This window comes from Winogradskyella marina (genome assembly GCF_015645385.1).
Lineage (GTDB): Bacteria > Bacteroidota > Bacteroidia > Flavobacteriales > Flavobacteriaceae > Winogradskyella > Winogradskyella marina.
This window is the reverse complement of sequence record NZ_JADOET010000005.1, coordinates 160926-180524: the sequence shown is the minus strand read 5'-3', so window position 1 is coordinate 180524 and position 19599 is coordinate 160926. Positions and strand designations below refer to the sequence as shown.

Here is a 19599-nt window from a genome sequence, read left to right as displayed (position 1 = left end):
GATTTAGAAATATACTTATTACAAGATAAAAATCCCAAAATGTTCTGATATAACATCTCAGGATTTTCTCTAATTTGAAAATTAACTAAGGGTTACTATTATCCAAACTGCTCTTCTAACTTTATGGCTTCAGGAAATAAAATATTATTCTCTAAATGAATGTGTAAATGCAAATCCTTTTCAAACTCTTCTAGCATTGCAAACGTCACTTTATACGTATTACAAGCATCTGCAGGCGGATTGTAATTATTAGTAAGTGCATCAATCTCTCTAAAACGAGCACCTTCGTTATCGTGTTCTTCCATCATCGTGGCTATTGGATTTTCAACCGTACCAAATTGAGGTGATTGTACCGCTCCATTTTCTATTTTAGCTTTTACCATCTTTTTTATGAATGGAAAAAGAATGAGTTCTTCTTTTTTCATGTGCGATGCTAATTCGCCAGCAGACGCCACAAACAGTTCATTAATTTTAAATAATTCTGGATGACGGCTTCCATGTACTTTACATAACTTATCTAAAAACTGACGTAACACTGGTATTTTTTCTTCTACGTATCTATGGTGTTTTTTCTCAATATACTCGGCTAACAAATCTAACGGCCAAGATTTATAATCAATAGTTTCTCCTCCTTTAGAATTTAAAACGCGATTTAACTCCTCGATTAACTGATTGCTATCAATACCTTTTTTATCACAAGCCTCCTCTACTGTTCTATTGCCTTGGCAACAAAAATCAATTTTGTGTTTAGAGAAAATTGCTGCGGTTCTAAAATCTTCGGCAACATATTGGCCTATTTCCTTTTTTGTGTTTTTTTCTAGTACTTCCATATCGTTTTTTTATTTCGGATAATTTTATCCTATTTATAATTAAATTTTTTTTACACCTTTAAAAATGAGACTCCAGATTTTATATCTAATGCCAACTGCTCTAAACTTGTGTTTTCTAACATATCTTTAAGTTCATCTCTAACAACTTTAAACTTATCGTGTACAGGACACGGATGGTTTTCATCGCAAGTATGTAATCCAAGGCCACAACCATTATAAATCTTGTCACCATCAATAGCATAAACAATTTGAGATAGTTTGGTGGTTGCAATTTTGTCTTTATCGATTTCAAAACCACCTTGTGCTCCTCTAACCGATTTTATCATATTATGTCTAACTAAGGCTTGTAGTATTTTAGCCGTAAAAGCTTGTGGAGAATCAATCTCTTCTGCAATTTCTTTAGGACTTACACGTCTGTTTTCAGAAGAATTAATAGCAATAAATATTGCCGCTTTTATACCGTATTCACATGCTTTAGAAAACATCTTTTAATATTATTTAGATGACAAAGGTACAATTATTATTTTATATAGGATAATTTTATCCGATATAAATTATTCTAAGAATATTTAGATTTATACCATACTTTTTGCCATTCACGTTGCAAAATAATAAACGTCACGTCTTCAGAGAGTTTTAAAACATCACTGCCATCTAATGCTTTAATTTTTGCTTCGGGTACATCTACAATATAAAGTAAGTTAAGGTAGTCCGAAAATTTAGAATTTATAAGATAAAAAACCGTTTCCTGAAATACGAGTTTTAAACTTGTTGGCAATGTTTCTTCATCAAACTCTAAATCGATATTAGCATACAATAAATCTTTATTGAGCTGTATGATGAGTTTCTTATAAAGTTGTAAGCCTTCTGCTTCAACAATTAAATCTTCAAAGTTTGATGGTAAATTCATTAGAAATTAAACACGTCTATTCATTAATTGCTCTCCAAATAATCTAAGGGATTGCTTTTTATCATCAGAAATATGTAAGGTTTCTAAAACTTCAAAAGCTTTATTAGTGTAGTCCTTAACAGCATTTTGAGTAGCTTCCGCAGCACCAGTTTTATGGAATAAGGCTTTTACTTTTTCAACTTTATTACTGTTAGGAAGCTCTAAATTAGACATAAAGGTCTTTAAATTTAAAACGTCGTCATTAGAACCAAGTTCTATAGTTTTTAGGTACAAATACGTCTTTTTGTTTTCAATAATATCGCCTCCTACTTGTTTACCAAAAGTTTCAGGGTTTCCAAACGCATCTAAATAATCGTCTTGTAACTGAAAAGCAATTCCTAAGAACCTACCAAATTCATAAATAGAATTTTGATCTGCTTCTGATGCTTTTGCAACAATGGCACCCATTTTCATGGCAGCTCCCACTAAAACCGCTGTTTTATATTCAATCATTTTAAGGTATTCGGGAATGGTAACATCATCTCGTGTTTCAAAATCGATATCATATTGTTGTCCTTCACAAACCTCTAATGCTGTTTTACTAAATAATTTTGCTAAATCTCGAAATGTTTCAGCGTCATAATTCTCAAATAATTGATACGCCAAAATTAACATGGCATCACCAGAAAGGATTCCTGTATTTAAGTTCCATTTTTCATGAACCGTTTGCTGTCCTCTTCTTAAAGGTGCATCATCCATAATATCATCATGGACTAAAGAGAAATTATGAAAAACCTCAATAGACAAAGCGGCATCCATAGCTTTTTCAGCATGTTCATCAAATACTTCAGCTGTCATTAAGGTTAAAATTGGTCGTAAGCGTTTACCACCTAGTTCCAATATATAATTAATAGGACTGTATAAATTCTTTGGCTCTCGCTCTACTGTAAAACGTTCTAAATACTTTAGAAATGGCTTTTGATACTGTTCGATATGTTGCATAAGGCAAAAATAATGTTTTAAACATATTTTAAGCTAATGTTAAGCCTGTTAAAAAACCTATAAAACTTTGGAAACTTTTTTGGTTTTTAAAGTTTCCTGGCGTAATTTTGCGCGATCATAATATAGATTACCATATTGCGAAATACCAAAAAATGAAAGACAAAATCATAATAAAATCATCTGACATGTTCTTAAACTTAGGGTTTAAGAGCGTTACCATGGATGATATTGCTAATGAAATGGGTATTTCTAAAAAAACCATTTATCAGCATTTTAAGAATAAAACTAAACTCGTTGAGGCTACTGTAATGCGTGTTTTTGAACGTATTTCTTATGGCATTGATTGTATTTGCGAGTCAGACAAAAACCCAATTGAGGAGATTTATGAAATCAAAAAGTTTGTATTAATCCATTTAAAAGATGAAAAATCATCACCTCAATATCAGCTTCAAAAATATTACCCAAAAATTTACAGTACATTAAAACGTATGCAATTTGACAAAATGATAGGTTGTGTAACTCAAAATTTAGAACGCGGAGTTGCAAAAAACCTTTATAGAAGCTCTATTGACATCGATTTTATAGCACGACTCTATTTTAATAGTATGGTCTCCTTAAAAGATCAGGATGTTTTTCCGCTTGAAAATTTCTCAATGTCCATGTTAATGAATAATTATATAGAATACCATTTAAGAGGCATCTGTTCTTCAGAAGGGCTAAAAACACTTAAACAACTTAATACCAATCTAAAATAACCTATGAAAAAAGCAATTCCATTATTAATAGGTTTTATTATTTTTCAAATAGGCTTTTCACAAGAACAACCTATAAGTCTTTCGCTAGAAGAAGCTATTGACTATGCTTTGGAACACAATAGAACTGCCATAAATGCTACTCGCGATATTGAAGCTGCTGAACAGCAAAAATGGGAAACAACAGCGACCGGATTACCTCAAATTAGTGCTAGTTTAGATTACCAGAACAACTTAAAACAACAGGTTCAAGTGATTCCTGCTGAGTTTTTTGGTGGTCAACCTGGCGAATTTTCAGAAATCATTTTTGGAACTAAACAAAGCATGACTGGCTTTGCGACCCTAAATCAAAAGATATTCGACGGCTCTTATATTGTAGGTTTACAATCTGCTAAAGTATTTTTAGAAATCTCGAAAAACGCGAAAGTAAAAACCGACTTAGAAATCAGAAAAGCAGTAATTGAAGCTTACGGGAATGTTCTATTAGCAGAAGAAAGTATTAAAATCTTTGAACGAAACATTGAAGTACTTGATAAAAACCTCTTTGAAACTCAAAAAATTTACGAAAATGGGTTAGGTGAAGAAGAAAGTGTTGAGCAACTACAAATTACGTTATCTGGAGTAAAAAGTAATTTAAATAATGTTCAAAGACTAAAAACGTTGGCTTATCAAATGTTGAATATCACTTTAGGTTTAGATATTTACAATGCTATAGTGTTAAAGGATAATTTAGAAACATTGACAGATCAAAACATCACTTTATCCATGTTAGAATCTGAAAATAATCCAGAAAGCACCATAGATTACTTAATCGCTAAAAACGATAAAACCTCTAAAGAATTATTGTTAAAACTTGAAAAAAGCAAAGCATTACCAACCTTAAACGCATTTATAAATGGTGGCTATTCTGCATATGCAGATGAATTTACGTTTACAAAGAAAAGTCAAGACTGGTTTGGGTCCTCTGTGTTTGGCATTAGCCTAAATATCCCAATTTTTAGCTCAGGCATGCGAAATGCATCCACACAGCGTGCTAAGATTAATTTAGAAAAAGCTAAAACAGAATTAACAGAAACAGAACAGCGCATAAAACTAGAAATCGCTTCTGCTAAAAATGACTATCAGTTTGCCATTGAGGATTACGAAAATAAAAAACAAAACCTCGCCTTAGCCGAACGTATTGAAACTAAAAACCAAACCAAATTTTTTGAAGGTATTGGCTCTAGTTTTGAACTCAGACAAGCACAAACACAATTATATACTGCACAACAAGAGTTACTACAAGCCATGTTAGATGTCGTCAACTCTAAAGCTGCATTAGAAACCGTTTTAAATACACCAATCAATAATTAATAAATCACTATTAAAAATGAAATATATATTTCCACTATTAATCATAGCAATTTTTACGGTTTCGTGCTCAGGCGAAAAGAAGAATTCTGTAGAAAGCGTCATAGAAAATGGCAACCTTGAAACCATAAGAGTAAAACGAGGAGAACTTGTTGCAGAACAACAAGCCATTAACGACAAAATAAAGCGCTTAGATGAAAAAATACAAACCTTAGATACCGTAAAACATGTACCATTGATTACATCTTTTAAAGCTAAAACTGAAGTTTTTAATCACGTATTAGAACTACAAGGAAATGTTACAACTAAAGATCTTTTAACCATTACACCAGAATACAACGGCATTTTAACCCAAGTATTTGTTAAGGAAGGCCAGAAAGTTTCTAAAGGGCAAACACTCGCCAAGATTGATGATGGTGGCTTAAGTCAACAATTGGCACAATTAAAAATTCAGGCAGAATTAGCTAAAACCACATACGAGCGTCAACAACGTCTTTGGGAACAGAATATTGGTAGTGAAATTCAATTTTTACAATCAAAATCTACTTATGAGTCGCAAGAAGAAGCCGTAAATCAATTACAGCAACAAATTGCTAAAACCACAGTAAAAGCACCTTTTTCTGGAACTATCGACGATATTATTACAGAACAAGGAAGTGTTGTTGCTGCAGGTCAATCACCATTAATGCGTATTGTAAATTTAGACAATATGTATATTGAAACAGAAGTACCAGAGCGTTACGTTTCCGATGTTACCAAAGGAAAACATGTAAGTGTAAATATTCCTGTTTTAGGAAAAACATTAGAAACTAAAATTCGTCAGGCTGGAGATTTTATAAATCCAGCAAACCGAACTTTTAAAGTTGAAGTTGGCATTCCAAATGCAGACAAAACAATTAAACCAAACTTATCTGCGCGTTTAAAAATCAATGATTACACAAGCGAAAGTGCCATATTAATTCCGCAAAGTGTCGTTTCAGAAAATTCAGAAGGCGAACAATATGTCTATGTTGTCGTAGAAAGAAACAATAACAATATAGGAACAGCAAAGCGTATTATTATTGAAACTGGAAAAACCCAAGATGATATTATTGAAGTCTTAAAAGGACTTGAAGATGGAGCCGAAATAATCAAAGAAGGAGCAAGAAGTGTAAGAGACGGACAATCTGTTGAAGTTTTACAGATAGAAGAATAATGCTTCTAGTATATTAAATAGCAACCAACAATTCTAAAGATTAAAGCGAAACAACTTTTATCTAACGACTAAAGACTAACATCTAATGACTAATACTAACAAAAAAAATACCGAAAAGGAATTTGCATGGTCATCATGGGCAATTAACAATAAAACCACCATGTATGTCCTTATTGCTGTCTTTTTCTATTTGGGAATTTCTGCATTTTTCGACATGCCTAGAGAATCTTTTCCAGAGGTCAATGAGACTAAAATATACGTCAGCACTATCTACCCTGGGAACACAGCTGAAGATATTGAAAAACTTATCACAGATCCTGTTGAAGACAAACTAAAAACCGTTAGTAATGTTGTAGAAATCACCTCAACGTCTCAAGAAGATTATTCTATGGTTATCATAGAATTTGATGAAAATATTTCTGTAGAACAAGCCAAGCAAAAGGTTAAAGACGAAATTGATTCTGAAACAGCTGGCGAAGATTGGCCAACATTTAACGGAGCTAAAGTAGAGCCAGATGTTTTTGAGTTGAGCCTTTCTGAAGAAATGCCAATCTTAAACATTAATATCTCTGGTGATTATCCTATTGAAAAACTAAAGGACTATGCTGAGTATCTTCAGGATGAAATAGAAGATTTACAAGAAATTAAAAAAGCAGATATTCGTGGTGCTCAAGAAAAAGAAGTAGAAGTTGCAGTAGACATCTATAAAATGATGGCAGCAAAGGTGACATTTAATGATATTCTTGGTGCTATTAGTAATGGAAATGTTACACAATCTGCCGGAAACTTAAAAGCAAGTGGACAACGACGTACGATAAGAATTATAGGAGAAATTGAAAAACCATCTGAACTCGAAAATTTTGTAGTGAAATCGGATAACAACAATCCTATATATTTAAGAGATGTTGCTTCGGTGTCTTTTAAAGAAGAGGACCATACAACATTTGCAAGAAAATCTGGTAAACCTGTAGTGATGCTAGACGTTAAGAAACGTGCTGGTAAAAACATGGTTGCTGCTTCTGAGCAAATACAAGTCATTGTGCAAGATGCCATTGAAAATGAGTTCCCACAAGATTTAGAAGTAAGTATCACAAACGATCAATCATCAGTTACTATCGGACAGGTTGATGACTTAGTCAACAACATCATCTTTGGTGTTATTTTGGTTGTAACCGTTTTAATGTTCTTTTTAGGATTTAAAAACGCCCTATTTGTTGGGTTCGCTATCCCAATGTCTATGTTTATGTCGCTAATGATTTTAGGTATGATTGGATATAGTTTAAATACCATGGTGCTTTTTGGACTTATTATGGGACTTGGTATGTTGGTAGATAATGGTATTGTGGTGGTTGAAAACGTCTATCGTTTAATGGAAGATGAAGGCATGAGTCGCATTGAAGCGGCTAAAAAAGGAATTGGAGAAATCGCCTTTCCTATCATTATTTCTACAGCAACAACGGTTGCAGCCTTTATTCCTTTAGGACTTTGGCCAGGCATAATGGGAGAGTTCATGAAAATTTTACCAATAACATTATCCATTGTATTAGGCTCATCTTTAGCGGTTGCTATATTTTTTAATTCAGTATTAGTATCGCGTTATATGACCACTGAAGATAAGGATATGCCTTTAAAACAAATTATTAAAGTCACTATCATTGTTGCCAGTTTCGGTATATTAATTCTCATTATTGGAGGACCTTACCGTGGTATGGGAACTATTATGGTTTTTACAGCAATTATGCTTTGGGCATACCGTTTTTTCATCAGAGGATGGGCCAACAGTTTTCAAACTAAAGCATTGGTTAGACTTGAAAACTGGTACGAACGTCAATTACGAAGAGCACTTTCAAAAAAACGACCATATTTTTTAAGTGGTGGAACATTTTTATTATTAATTGCTGCTTTTATAGCCTTTGGAATTTCATTAGCCACACAACGAACGAATGTAGAGTTTTTTCCAGATAACAAACCGAATCAAATTATTGTCTATATAGAATATCCACAAGGTACTGCGATTGAGAAAACCAATACCATAACTAAGCAAATTGAAAAACGTGTTTACGATGTTATTAACGCTAATAAGTATATGGATAATGGTAGAAACTTTCTGGTAGAAAGTGCCGTTTCTCAAGTTGGTGAAGGTGCAGGAAACCCTCAAACTGATATGGGTTCTGGTGCAGAAATGCCACATAAAGCTAAAATTACAGCATCGATGCGCGAATATAAATTCCGTCGTGGAGAAGATAGCGAACTCTTGCGTCAAAAAGTACAAGAAGCATTAGTTGGTATTTATCCAGGTGTTTTAATTTCCGTTGAAAAAAATGCCGATGGACCACCTGCAGGTTCGCCAATAAATATTGAAATCGATGGAAATGATTATAATGAGTTAATTGCAACTGCCGAACAAATGCGTGCGTTTATAAATTCTAAAAATATTGCAGGAATTGATGAGCTCAAAATCGATGTCAATAAAGACAAACCAACCATGTTAGTTGAGATTGATCGTAAAAAAGCAGGAGAATTAGGTGTTTCTGCCAAACAAATTGGAGATCAGTTACGTAATTCAATATTTGGATCTAAAGCCGGAATTTATAAAGAAGACGGTGACGATTTTGATATATACGTTCGTTTTAATGAAGCCAATCGTTACGATAAAAGTGCGCTGTTTAATCAAAACATTACCTTTAGAGATAATACTGGTCAGATTAAGGAAATTCCATTATCTACAGTTGCGAAACAGAAAAACAACTCTGGATTTAGTGCTATAAAACACAAGGACACTAAACGTGTCGTTACGGTGTATTCAGCATTATCACCTGGCTATACAGATGCAGGTGCTATTGTCACTCAGATACAAAATGAGATGAAAAGTTACAAAGGTTTGTCCGATGATATTCATATCGATTATACAGGTCAGATTGAAGAGCAAAATAAACAAATGGCCTTTTTAATGGGAGCATTTTTCACGGGTCTTGGATTAATATTCTTCATTTTAATATTTCAATTTAACTCCATCTCGAAGCCAACCATTATTATGATTGCCATTTTCTTAAGTTTTATAGGAGTCTTTGGAGGTATTGTGATTTCAGGAAGTGCATTCGTAATTATGATGACTATGGTCGGTATTATTTCATTAGCCGGAATTGTAGTGAATAATGGTGTTGTACTTTTAGATTATGCACAACTATTAATTGACAGAAAGAAAAATGAATTAGATCTTGGTGAGAATGATTATTTAACAACCGAGGACCTTTTTGAAAGCATCGTTAAAGCCGGAAAAGCGCGTTTAAGACCTGTTCTATTAACAGCAATTACAACTATTTTAGGCTTAATTCCTTTAGCTATTGGTTTAAATATCAACTTCTTTACGCTCTTTGCAGATTTTGATGCCAATATTTATATGGGAGGTGATAATGTGGTATTTTGGGGACCATTAGCTTGGACTGTTATTTACGGTTTACTTGTAGCAACATTCTTAACGCTGATTGTAGTACCTATTTTATTCTTCTTAAGTGTAAAACTAAAAATGTGGGGAAGACGAAAATTCACCTCTGAACCCCTACGAATTTCTGAGGTTGAACAACATACGCAAATTGAAGGTTCATCTCAGCCTGCCATTGATAATTAACTGAAAATATTATTTAAATAGAAAAATCCGAAGTCTTTACTTCGGATTTTTTACTTTTGCAATTCTAATAAAAATCTATGTACAGAAGTCACAATTGTGGTGAGTTAAGAGCATCACACAGCAATACAGAAGTTACACTTTCCGGATGGGTTCAAGGTGTTCGCGATAAAGGGTTTATGATATACATAGATCTTCGCGATCGTTATGGTATTACACAGTTATATTTTGATGAAGAACGCACACCAAAAGCCATTATGGAAAAGGCTTCAAAATTGGGACGCGAATTTGTTATTCAAGTTAAAGGAAACGTTACAGAACGTGCTTCAAAAAACCCTAATATTCCAACAGGTGATATTGAAGTTGTCGTTTCAGAATTAACAATTTTAAACAGCTCGTTAGTACCACCTTTTACTATCGAAGATAAAACAGATGGTGGAGATGATTTACGTATGAAATATCGTTACATCGATATACGTCGTAACCCAGTAAAAAACAGCTTAATTTTTAGATCAAAAGTTACGCAAGCTGTAAGAAACTATTTGTCTAACGATGGATTTATTGAAGTTGAAACACCATACTTAATTAAATCTACTCCAGAAGGAGCCAGAGATTTTGTAGTGCCTTCTCGTATGAATGAAGGTCAATTTTATGCCTTACCACAATCACCTCAAACCTTCAAGCAATTATTGATGGTTGGTGGCATGGATAAATATTTTCAGATTGTAAAGTGTTTTAGAGACGAAGATTTACGTGCAGACAGACAACCAGAATTCACACAAATAGATTGTGAAATGGCGTTTGTAGAACAAGAAGATATTCTTAATGTTTTTGAAGGCTTAACACGTCATTTACTGAAAGAAGTGAATGGTGTTGAGATTGAAAAATTCCCAAGAATGCTTTATGATGATGCCATGCGTTTGTACGGAAACGACAAACCAGACATTAGATTCGGAATGGAATTTGGTGAACTTAATGCCGTCACACAACACAAAGACTTTGGTGTTTTTAATAACGCTGAACTAGTGGTTGGTATTGCAGTTCCTGGTGGAAACAGTTATACTAGAAAAGAAATAGACAAATTAATTGATTGGGTAAAGCGTCCGCAAGTTGGTGCTTTAGGCATGATTTATTCACGTTGTAATGACGATGGTAGTTTTAAATCGTCTGTAGATAAGTTTTATGATCAAGATGATTTAGCAAAATGGGCAGAAGTTACTGGAGCTAAACCTGGTGATTTAGTTTGTGTATTATCCGGTGAAACCAATAAAGTAAGAGCACAATTAAGTGCTTTACGTATGGAATTAGCAACACGATTGGGCTTAAGAGACCCAAAAGTATTTGCACCACTTTGGGTAATTGATTTCCCATTATTAGAACTAGATGAAGAAACAGGTCATTACCATGCGATGCACCATCCATTCACCTCGCCAAAACCAGGACAGTTAGAATTATTAGATACCAATCCTGGAGATGTTAAAGCCAATGCATACGATTTAGTATTAAATGGTAACGAAATTGGAGGTGGATCTATTAGAATTCATGATAAAGCCACACAAGCCATAATGTTGAAACATTTAGGATTCTCTGATGAAGATGCTAGAGCTCAATTCGGCTTCTTAATGGATGCTTTTGAATATGGCGCACCACCACACGGCGGATTAGCTTTTGGTTTAGACCGATTGGTAGCCATTTTAGGAGGCCAAGAAACCATTAGAGATTTTATTGCGTTCCCTAAAAACAATTCAGGTCGTGACGTTATGATTGATGCACCTGCACCAATTGATGATGAGCAACTAAAAGAGTTGAGTTTAAAACTGAATTTAAAATCATAAAATATTAAATCCTGCTTCTTGCAGGATTTTTTATAGATTAATTTTATGCAAAGTAAACGTCCTGTATTTAAAAGATTATTGATATGGCGAGCTAAACACATCTCACATAAGCAATTTGTATATCTATTAAGTATTTTAATTGGGTTTACATCTGGTATTGGTGCTGTTGTTCTTAAAAATTTAACGCATTATATTCAACTTTTATTAGAGGGTAGATTAGTTCAGTATTACCACCAAGCATTTTACTTTTTGTTTCCTATAATTGGATTGACTCTTGCGTATTTAATCATAAAATATGTGGTTAGAGAAAAGGTTAGCCATGGTATTCCTTCAACATTACACGCTATTTCTAAACGTAAAGGCATCATAAAACGCTATCAAATGTTCGGCTCTATTCTTACAGCTCCGATAACGGTAGGTTTTGGAGGTTCAGTAGGATTAGAAGGACCTGCTGTTGCAACAGGAGCTGCAATTGGCTCCAACATTGCTCGGCTTTTTAGGATGAACCAAAAAACGAAAACCTTGCTAATTTGTTGCGCAGCGGCAGGAGCATTGTCTTCCATTTTTAAAGCACCAATTGCCGCGATCATTTTTGCAATTGAAGTCTTTAGCTTAGACTTAACAATTGCCTCTATGCTGCCTTTATTGTTAGCATCCCTTTCTGCAATTATTACATCCTATTTTTTTTCTGGAAATGATGTGTTATTGCCTTTTAGGATTGAAGATAAATTTATGATTTCTGATGTCCCATTTTATGCGTTTTTAGGAGTCTGTGCTGCCTTTATATCTATTTATTTTACAGAAGTCTACCAGAGAATTCAAAAACGTTTTGACCAACTAAACTCTCCAATTAAAAAACTTCTGGTTGGTGGTATTGCAATTGGCATCCTAATTTATTTTATTCCACCGCTTTATGGTGAAGGCTTTGATGTTATGAATAGCCTTATTGTTGGGAATCCTGAAAAAGCACTAGTTAATAATTTTCTAAATTTAGATGTGTCTAATATATGGATTGTTATTGCTCTTTTAGCTGGACTCGTATTTTTCAAAATAATTGCTAGTGCTTTAACTTTTGGAGCAGGAGGTGTTGGTGGAATTTTTGGACCTACCCTTTTTATGGGAAGTATTATGGGTAATTGCATTGCTAAAATCATTAACAATTGTGGCTTATTTAGTACACCTGTTTCCGAAAGTAATTTTACGCTTGTTGGTATGGCAGGTTTATTAGCAGGAGTTTTACATGCTCCATTAACAGCTATCTTTTTAATTGCTGAACTTACAGGTGGTTATGATTTATTTATACCATTAATGATTACTGCTGCAATCGCATTTAGTATTACAAAACTCTATGTTCCACATTCCGTTTACACTATGGAATTAGCTCGTAAGGGTGAATTAATTACACACGATAAAGATCAAGCTGTTTTAATTTTAATGGATACAAAAAAAGTTATTGAAACTAATTTCATCCATGTAACCACAAATATGACATTAGGAGACATCATAAAAAAAGCGGTTATTAAATCTAATCGAAATATTTTTCCGGTTATAGACGAAGAAGACAATACTTTAAAAGGCGTTATTTTATTGGATGATATTAGACCAATTATGTTTGATCAAAAATTATACGATGACATATTTGCGATTGAAGTGATGCAAAAACCACCTGCAATCATTGACATTGAAAAAGATAATATGACTGTAATTATGAAAAAGTTTCAAGATAGTAGTGCTTGGAATTTACCTGTAGTAAGAAACGGTATCTATATTGGTTTTATTTCAAAATCAAAATTATTAACGGCTTACCGACAAGAATTAATTAATTTTACATCATAACCTTATCTAATAAACAAGATTTTGCACCCTGAAAGACAAGGGCTAAACAGGTTTTTTTAAAAAAAATATGCCGACAAAAAACATTATCAGACAATTACTTCTCTTGCGATATAAATATATATCGCAAAAAAACTTTGTTTATTTATTAAGTGTTGCTGTTGGATTATTAACTGGTATTGCTGCTGTAACGCTAAAGAACTTTACCTATACAATTCAATCGATTTTAGAAAAAGGAATTGTTTTTTCTCATAACCAACTTTATTTTGTTTTACCTGTAATTGGATTATTCTTGGTATTCGTTTTAACTAAGTATATGTTTAAAAATGGAATAACACCGTCTATTCCTCCTTTTATAAAACGTGCCATACCTTCACTACTCTATTCTTTACTAAGGCAAAAAGGACTTTTGTCTTATAAACTGATCTATCATCCGTTAATATTAGCTCCACTAACTGTTGGTTTTGGTGGATCTGTTGGATTATTAGGACCTGCAATAACCTCTGGCTCTTCATTAAGCTCCAACTTAAGTCGGATTTTACATGTCGATAAAAAAACACGCACCTTACTTATTGCCTGTGCAACTGCAGCTGCTGTGGCTTCTATGTTTAAATCCCCCATTGCAGCCATCGTTTTAGCTGTTGAAGTTTTTAGTTTAGACCTTACCTTTGCGTCTTTATTACCACTATTAATTGCTTCTATATCATCCGTTTTAACCTCATATTTCTTTTTAGGTGATGAATTGCTTTTTAATTTTAACCTTACCGAGAAATTCAACCCAAGAGACACAGCCTTCTACATGATATTAGGGTTAGGAACTGGTATTGCATCCATATATTTTACAAAAATGTATTTTGCTATCTATGGGTTTTTCGACCGATTTAAAACGCGGTTCATTAAACTTTTAGTTGGAGGTATCGCTATTGGTATCATGCTGTATTTTATTCCGCCTTTATATGGTGAAGGTTTAAGTTTTACCAAAGATTTATTTGAAGGAAACTATCTACATGCCCTAGGGTCTAATCCTTTTGATAAATACACCGATAATATTTGGGTGGTTATTATGTTACTTATAGGTTTTACCATATTTAAAGCCATTGCAATGACCACAACTTTTGCAGCTGGTGGAGTTGGTGGAGTTATTGTACCAACTATGGTAATGGGAAGTGCACTAGGAAATGTTGTGGCCAAAATAATAAATAATATAGGTCTTGGACATCAGGTGTCAGAGGCTAATTTCACATTAATTGGAATGGCCGGATTGATCGCAGGAGTTATACATGCTCCGTTAACTGCGATATTTTTAATTGCCGAAATTACAGGAGGTTATATTCTGTTTTTACCATTAATGATAACCGTAGCGATTTCATATATGATTACTAAGAATTATATGGAACACACCATTTATACCAAAGAATTAGCAGAACGTGGAGATTTATTAACTCATGATAAAGATCAAAGTGTACTAACTATGATGCATTTGGATACGGTTATTGAAAACGATTTTATTCCGCTGCACCCAGAAATGTCTTTAGGGGACATGCTAAAACAAGGAGTCTCTAAATCGAGTCGGAATTTGTTTCCCGTTGTGGATGGTTATCAACGTTTAGTTGGAATTATTCTTTTAGACGACATTAGAACTATAATGTTTGATCAATCGCTATACGAATCTACTTCTGTTGAAACTTTTATGCACAATCCGCCAGATTTTATCTATTATGAAAAAGACACGATGAAAGTGGTGATGAAAAAGTTTCAAGATAGTGAAGCTTGGAATTTACCTGTTATAAAAAATGGTTGTTATTACGGATTTGTTTCAAAATCTAAATTATTAACCGCATATCGTACCGAATTAATTAATTTTACATCCTAATCAATTTCGAGTTTAAATAAATTCACTCAAAATGAAACCTATAAAAATCATTACTTTTATTGCCTTTTTAGCTTCAATTATTAGTATCGCATGTGGCCTAATTTTAGATTTAGAGTATTCTGAAAAACTAATAGGTTTCGGAGTTGTAGGTTTATTCTTAGTTGTTTTTCCATTGTTTTCTTACTACAGATGGAAAGATAAAGACGTTAAGGACTATATGCTTACAAAAGAAAATCTTGACAAAATGCGCGAAAACCAAAAGGACTCAAAGCAATAGATTGCTGAATAACATTCTAATAATAAAGGATTAAATCAAAAAAAAACAATTTCTTAACCTTAGGCTATAATTTTCTTTTATCTTTGTACTTTAATTTTTATTTATATTATAATGACTGGAACAGTTAAATTTTTTAATGATTCAAAAGGATTTGGATTTATTACCAACGAAGAAACAGGAAAAGACATCTTTGTACATGTATCAAACCTTAATGGCGTAGAATTACGCGAAGGTGACAATGTAGAGTACGATGAAGAAGAAGGAAGAAAAGGATTAGTAGCTGCAAACGTGCAGGTATTATAAGTATATATCTTACAAGTTTCAACGCTCAACCAATGGTTGGGCGTTTTTTTTTGCTCAATTTTAAAAGGTGCTTCTTATTTAAAAATTATTGGTAAATCTCTCTTTTCAATTTTTGTAATATAATACGGCTGCGTCATTACACTAGTGGCATTTCCAGATGGACTTGCAAACGTCACATTAACAACAGTGTTTGTAGATGTTGAAGTCACATCCACGTTGATACTATGACCTCCACTACCCTTTACAGCATTAAAAATGGCAATAATTGTATAGTTTGAAAAGTCAATTTTGGTTTCTGTAAAACGATCTGAAACCGTATTAACAGAATTCATTTGCGCTATTAAATTATCCCAATCACTTTGGTTATCTATAACCCTATTTTCCTTGGTAAACCCTTCCGAACCTGCACCATGAAGGTTACCCTTGGCAATTAAAACCGATTCTGTATTATCCATTTTTGAATTTTTTTGGTCAACTTTATTGCATTTACAACCCACAACAAATACAAATGCGAATAGGATTAAGACTTGTGTTTTCATAACAATTTCCGATTTTAATTATAACATTTAATTTTTAATTATAACATTTAATTCAAATTACGCTTTTCAATAAAAAAGCGTTTCATAAGTGCTGAAGCTTCCTCAGCTAAAATTCCACCAACCACTTCCGTTTTAGGGTGTAATTGCGTTCCCATGGTTTTAAAACCTCGCTGTGCATCTGAAGCTCCAAAAACTATTTTAGAAATCTGACTCCAATACAAAGCTCCTGCACACATTTGGCAAGGCTCTAGAGTGACATATAATGTACATTTAGTCAAATATTTTCCACCTAAAAAATTTGCCGCTGATGTAATGGCTTGCATTTCTGCATGTGCTGTAACATCGTTTAATAGTTCTGTGAGATTGTGTGTTCTAGCTATGATTCTATTGTCTACTACAATAACTGCTCCAACAGGAATTTCTCCCTTTTCAAAAGCAATTTCGGCTTCTTGAAGGGCTTTTTTCATAAAATAGGTATCGTCAAATGGGTTTATCATAAATAGTTTAAAATCTACTAGTTCTTAATTACTTTTTCGTTGTAGCTAAAATTGTCACCTTTGATTTTTAATATATATAATCCTGACTGCAATTGACTCGTATTTATAGTAATAGTGTTGAACAATTCTTTTCGTATGTCTAACACTACTCTACCATTAAGATCAACTAAAGTAATTGCAACATCGCCAAAATTCTTACGTGTTGAAATTGATAATTCTGTTTGTGTAGGGTTTGGAAAAACATTTAAGCTATCTTTAGAAAATTCATCAACACTTAAACTAGAGCAATTGGCCAATGATGGGTCACTACTTGACGGCAATGAAAAATCCTCTACTTGATCTATTCTAGAGTCTGTATCTCCTTGTTGAGCACCAAAACCTAATCCACGAGCAGCAAATACCTCCCAAATCATACACTGATCTACTCCACCTGTTGTAGCTATATCAGCTGCTAAGATGGCATCTCTAGCTTCTACAAAACCAGGACTACATGGCTGTAACTTTAACCCATCAATTACCAATTTCATAACTCTATTGTTACCACCATTTCCGTTATACAAATCTGAATCAAAACCATATTTATCTATATATGCCCAAGTTAAGTCCCATAATACAGTTGCCCAGACAAAACCTATTCCGTGTGGTTGAGATAGCGTATTTGAAGCATCATATGTAAATCCATTCTCAGCAAAATCAGTAGTATAACGTGCTGGACGTATACCACCACCATTAACAGACTGGCTTACTGCAAATGTCCCTATTCCTCTGGCATCATCAGAAACATCTGTTGACTTCATAGTTACCATAAGTCCAAACCAATCAGACCAACCTTCTCCCATTTGTTCTTCATTAAAAAGACAGTTTGCTGCACTTGGACCTCCTGCTAATCGATTAGAAATACCGTGACCATATTCATGTGCTATAATTCCATTATCAAAATCGCTATCAATAAAATCTGTAATATCTGGTCCTAATAAACTCGCAGTAATATTTTCTCCATTAATAAGTGCAGTAATAAGTGATTCGCCAATCGCCTGTGGAAGCATTAGTGAAGGTATAGACACAAATTCTCCTTGATCTCCTGGCCCCATAACAATAGCAGCACCAGGCTCATTATTAACTACAATCGCAGCAATTGCGCCTGCATTTTCTGCGGCTAAAACTTTTACACCGAACGGACATGTTCCACGTCTTATAACCGCAATATTACCAGTGAGTGTTGCCGAATTAGTAATTACTTCACAAGCATCATATATATCGGCAGCTCCATCGGTTGCCAAGATTACACTAGATGTCACAGGTACTACAGAAAAAAACTCTCCAAAACCTGCTCCGACACCTTCATATGTTCCTTCTAAACTTCCATCATCAATTACAACCCTTGGACTAACGCTAACTCCAGGAGGAGACCATAAGAACATTTGCATTTTGGGACTAAAACCATCACGAGGTGTTCCAAAATTAGCATTGTTAAAACTACTACCATCTTGGGCATCTGCGAAAACAGAATCATCCCCAACCCCAAAATTAGTGTAATTAGTAGATTGAAAATTTCCGGAACCTTCATCAAAACCATGCTGGTACCAAATATCGTGCATCATATTATTGACATAAAATAAATTTGTGATTGCAGCATCTTGATTATCTAATGGAGACAAATTAAAATCTAAAGGAAAGTCAAAGTTCAGTGTCGCTGTTCCGTTTGGAGATACGCCAAATGCAGAGTTATCACCTCTAACATCATCTCTAGCCCAAACGTTGTTGCCTCTAGTTATTGTATAATCAGCACCTAAAATGCCATTATCATCATGCCAACCAAATGGTGATGCCTCTGAACTAGCAGGCTCATTAACTATCTGTCTTGAGCCATGATTTGGACTCTCTAAAGGAAGTGCAAAAACATTATAATTAGAACCATCAACTAAAAACGAATTTGGAGATGTAACTAAATTATTAAAATCTAACTGACTTTGGTGATCAGAATGCTGATGGTTATTTTCAAACGTACATGTTAAAATTAAATCATTCTTCTCTATGATTTCATTGTTTAGAGCATTCACTCTAACACTCCACCAATGTTTGCTATCTTTTCCATAGATAGTAAAGTCCCATGCAAGCATTAAAATATCTTCCTGTTGTACGTAAACCAATTCAACTAAAATATCTTCTGTTGAAATGCCAGCATCAGAGAATACATAATTGTTTCCATCATGCTCTAATTGCTGTATGTTTTGCAGATTGCCTAATTCTAATTGTGTTGCAGCTTTCTGAATTGCTGAAACAGGAGAAAAAGTAGGTGTATTAGAATTAACTTTATTAGAAATAGAGTTTAAAAATCTATTCGCATAATAAAAAACTTTACCGTCTTTAACTGCTACGCTAGAAATAGCATTGAAAATTCTAATACCTTCAAACGTTTGGTTAACATAAAGTTGAGTTATATCTGTACTTTTAGAATAATGTGTATTGTTTACAACCAATCGTTCTAAATCTTGTTTTGCAAATTTAAAATCTGATTTTTTGTCTTCTAAATAATTGATTATTAATGCTCCATGTTCTGAGAACTTAAGATCATTTTGGCCTAATAGGCTAGAAGTTGCTACTACACTTAAGAGTAAAAACAGAAATAAGCTATTGTTTTTCATAGTAATTAGGTGATAATTAACACTAAGTCTAGAAAATCAATATAGACTTGTAATTTCCTTTTTCTCAAAAGTAAGGAATCATTAAGGATATTAAAAACCCAACTCATCCTCACGCAAAAATTCGGCAAGAAATTTGATGCACGTATACAAAGCT

The 19599-nt window shown here is 33.6% G+C and carries 16 protein-coding genes; 9 read left to right on the top strand and 7 right to left on the bottom strand.

Annotated elements, in window-relative coordinates:
- Positions 1–98 precede the first annotated feature (98 nt).
- From ric to ITJ86_RS08030, 4 genes are all read right to left on the bottom strand, one after another.
- Complete coding sequence (ric, locus tag ITJ86_RS08045; RefSeq protein WP_195871123.1) at positions 99–830, bottom strand: iron-sulfur cluster repair di-iron protein; 732 nt, start codon at positions 828–830, stop codon at positions 99–101.
- A gap of 50 nt (positions 831–880) precedes the next feature.
- Positions 881–1315, bottom strand: a complete 435-nt coding sequence (locus ITJ86_RS08040) for an RrF2 family transcriptional regulator (RefSeq protein ID WP_195871122.1) — start codon at positions 1313–1315, stop codon at positions 881–883.
- Between the two features lie 74 nt (positions 1316–1389).
- The gene (locus ITJ86_RS08035; protein ID WP_195871121.1) at positions 1390–1740 is read right to left on the bottom strand and encodes a hypothetical protein; all 351 of its coding nucleotides are present in this window, start codon (positions 1738–1740) and stop codon (positions 1390–1392) included.
- 6 nt (positions 1741–1746) lie between these two features.
- Complete coding sequence (locus ITJ86_RS08030) at positions 1747–2721, bottom strand: polyprenyl synthetase family protein (RefSeq protein WP_195871120.1); 975 nt, start codon at positions 2719–2721, stop codon at positions 1747–1749.
- Positions 2722–2873: 152 nt separating this feature from the next.
- Between ITJ86_RS08030 and ITJ86_RS08025 the strand changes: the two genes are divergently transcribed.
- The 9 genes from ITJ86_RS08025 (at position 2874) to ITJ86_RS07985 (ending at position 15764) form a co-directional block, all read left to right on the top strand.
- Entirely contained in the window at positions 2874–3476 is a 603-nt protein-coding gene (locus ITJ86_RS08025) for a TetR/AcrR family transcriptional regulator (RefSeq protein ID WP_195871119.1), read from the top strand.
- A 3-nt stretch (positions 3477–3479) separates the two neighbouring features.
- The gene (locus ITJ86_RS08020; RefSeq protein ID WP_195871118.1) at positions 3480–4826 is read left to right on the top strand and encodes a TolC family protein; all 1347 of its coding nucleotides are present in this window, start codon (positions 3480–3482) and stop codon (positions 4824–4826) included.
- Positions 4827–4842: 16 nt separating this feature from the next.
- Positions 4843–6018: an efflux RND transporter periplasmic adaptor subunit gene (locus ITJ86_RS08015; RefSeq protein ID WP_195871117.1), complete on the top strand. Its 1176-nt coding sequence runs from the start codon at positions 4843–4845 to the stop codon at positions 6016–6018.
- A gap of 85 nt (positions 6019–6103) precedes the next feature.
- Positions 6104–9646, top strand: a complete 3543-nt coding sequence (locus ITJ86_RS08010) for an efflux RND transporter permease subunit (RefSeq protein WP_195871116.1) — start codon at positions 6104–6106, stop codon at positions 9644–9646.
- Positions 9647–9723: 77 nt separating this feature from the next.
- Positions 9724–11478: an aspartate--tRNA ligase gene (aspS, locus tag ITJ86_RS08005; RefSeq protein WP_195871115.1), complete on the top strand. Its 1755-nt coding sequence runs from the start codon at positions 9724–9726 to the stop codon at positions 11476–11478.
- Between the two features lie 45 nt (positions 11479–11523).
- Positions 11524–13314: a chloride channel protein gene (locus ITJ86_RS08000; RefSeq protein WP_195871114.1), complete on the top strand. Its 1791-nt coding sequence runs from the start codon at positions 11524–11526 to the stop codon at positions 13312–13314.
- A gap of 67 nt (positions 13315–13381) precedes the next feature.
- Positions 13382–15184, top strand: a complete 1803-nt coding sequence (locus tag ITJ86_RS07995; RefSeq protein ID WP_195871113.1) for a chloride channel protein — start codon at positions 13382–13384, stop codon at positions 15182–15184.
- 31 nt (positions 15185–15215) lie between these two features.
- Positions 15216–15461, top strand: a complete 246-nt coding sequence (locus ITJ86_RS07990) for a hypothetical protein (RefSeq protein WP_195871112.1) — start codon at positions 15216–15218, stop codon at positions 15459–15461.
- A gap of 111 nt (positions 15462–15572) precedes the next feature.
- Positions 15573–15764, top strand: a complete 192-nt coding sequence (locus ITJ86_RS07985) for a cold-shock protein (RefSeq protein WP_092446448.1) — start codon at positions 15573–15575, stop codon at positions 15762–15764.
- Positions 15765–15838: 74 nt separating this feature from the next.
- On the opposite strand, the gene ITJ86_RS07980 is transcribed toward ITJ86_RS07985, so the two are convergent.
- The 3 genes from ITJ86_RS07980 to ITJ86_RS07970 are packed head-to-tail and all read right to left on the bottom strand — an operon-like array spanning position 15839 to position 19445.
- The gene (locus ITJ86_RS07980; RefSeq protein ID WP_195871111.1) at positions 15839–16303 is read right to left on the bottom strand and encodes a protease complex subunit PrcB family protein; all 465 of its coding nucleotides are present in this window, start codon (positions 16301–16303) and stop codon (positions 15839–15841) included.
- 47 nt (positions 16304–16350) lie between these two features.
- Positions 16351–16800, bottom strand: a complete 450-nt coding sequence (locus ITJ86_RS07975) for a nucleoside deaminase (RefSeq protein WP_195871110.1) — start codon at positions 16798–16800, stop codon at positions 16351–16353.
- Positions 16801–16817: 17 nt separating this feature from the next.
- Positions 16818–19445 carry a T9SS-dependent M36 family metallopeptidase gene (locus tag ITJ86_RS07970; protein ID WP_195871109.1) on the bottom strand — a complete coding sequence of 876 codons (2628 nt, stop codon included), beginning with the start codon at positions 19443–19445 and terminating at the stop codon, positions 16818–16820.
- Between the last annotated feature and the right edge of the window lie 154 nt (positions 19446–19599).

Excerpts from the sequence above, each read along its gene's own strand:
- ric (WP_195871123.1), bottom strand. The coding sequence starts at position 830 with ATGGAAGTACTAGAAAAAAACACAAAAAAGGAAATAGGCCAATATGTT.
- ITJ86_RS08040 (WP_195871122.1), bottom strand. The coding sequence starts at position 1,315 with ATGTTTTCTAAAGCATGTGAATACGGTATAAAAGCGGCAATATTTATT.
- ITJ86_RS08035 (WP_195871121.1), bottom strand. The coding sequence starts at position 1,740 with ATGAATTTACCATCAAACTTTGAAGATTTAATTGTTGAAGCAGAAGGC.
- ITJ86_RS08030 (WP_195871120.1), bottom strand. The coding sequence starts at position 2,721 with ATGCAACATATCGAACAGTATCAAAAGCCATTTCTAAAGTATTTAGAA.
- ITJ86_RS08025 (WP_195871119.1), top strand. The coding sequence starts at position 2,874 with ATGAAAGACAAAATCATAATAAAATCATCTGACATGTTCTTAAACTTA.
- ITJ86_RS08020 (WP_195871118.1), top strand. The coding sequence starts at position 3,480 with ATGAAAAAAGCAATTCCATTATTAATAGGTTTTATTATTTTTCAAATA.
- ITJ86_RS08015 (WP_195871117.1), top strand. The coding sequence starts at position 4,843 with ATGAAATATATATTTCCACTATTAATCATAGCAATTTTTACGGTTTCG.
- ITJ86_RS08010 (WP_195871116.1), top strand. The coding sequence starts at position 6,104 with ATGACTAATACTAACAAAAAAAATACCGAAAAGGAATTTGCATGGTCA.
- aspS (WP_195871115.1), top strand. The coding sequence starts at position 9,724 with ATGTACAGAAGTCACAATTGTGGTGAGTTAAGAGCATCACACAGCAAT.
- ITJ86_RS08000 (WP_195871114.1), top strand. The coding sequence starts at position 11,524 with ATGCAAAGTAAACGTCCTGTATTTAAAAGATTATTGATATGGCGAGCT.
- ITJ86_RS07995 (WP_195871113.1), top strand. The coding sequence starts at position 13,382 with ATGCCGACAAAAAACATTATCAGACAATTACTTCTCTTGCGATATAAA.
- ITJ86_RS07990 (WP_195871112.1), top strand. The coding sequence starts at position 15,216 with ATGAAACCTATAAAAATCATTACTTTTATTGCCTTTTTAGCTTCAATT.
- ITJ86_RS07985 (WP_092446448.1), top strand. The coding sequence starts at position 15,573 with ATGACTGGAACAGTTAAATTTTTTAATGATTCAAAAGGATTTGGATTT.
- ITJ86_RS07980 (WP_195871111.1), bottom strand. The coding sequence starts at position 16,303 with ATGAAAACACAAGTCTTAATCCTATTCGCATTTGTATTTGTTGTGGGT.
- ITJ86_RS07975 (WP_195871110.1), bottom strand. The coding sequence starts at position 16,800 with ATGATAAACCCATTTGACGATACCTATTTTATGAAAAAAGCCCTTCAA.
- ITJ86_RS07970 (WP_195871109.1), bottom strand. The coding sequence starts at position 19,445 with ATGAAAAACAATAGCTTATTTCTGTTTTTACTCTTAAGTGTAGTAGCA.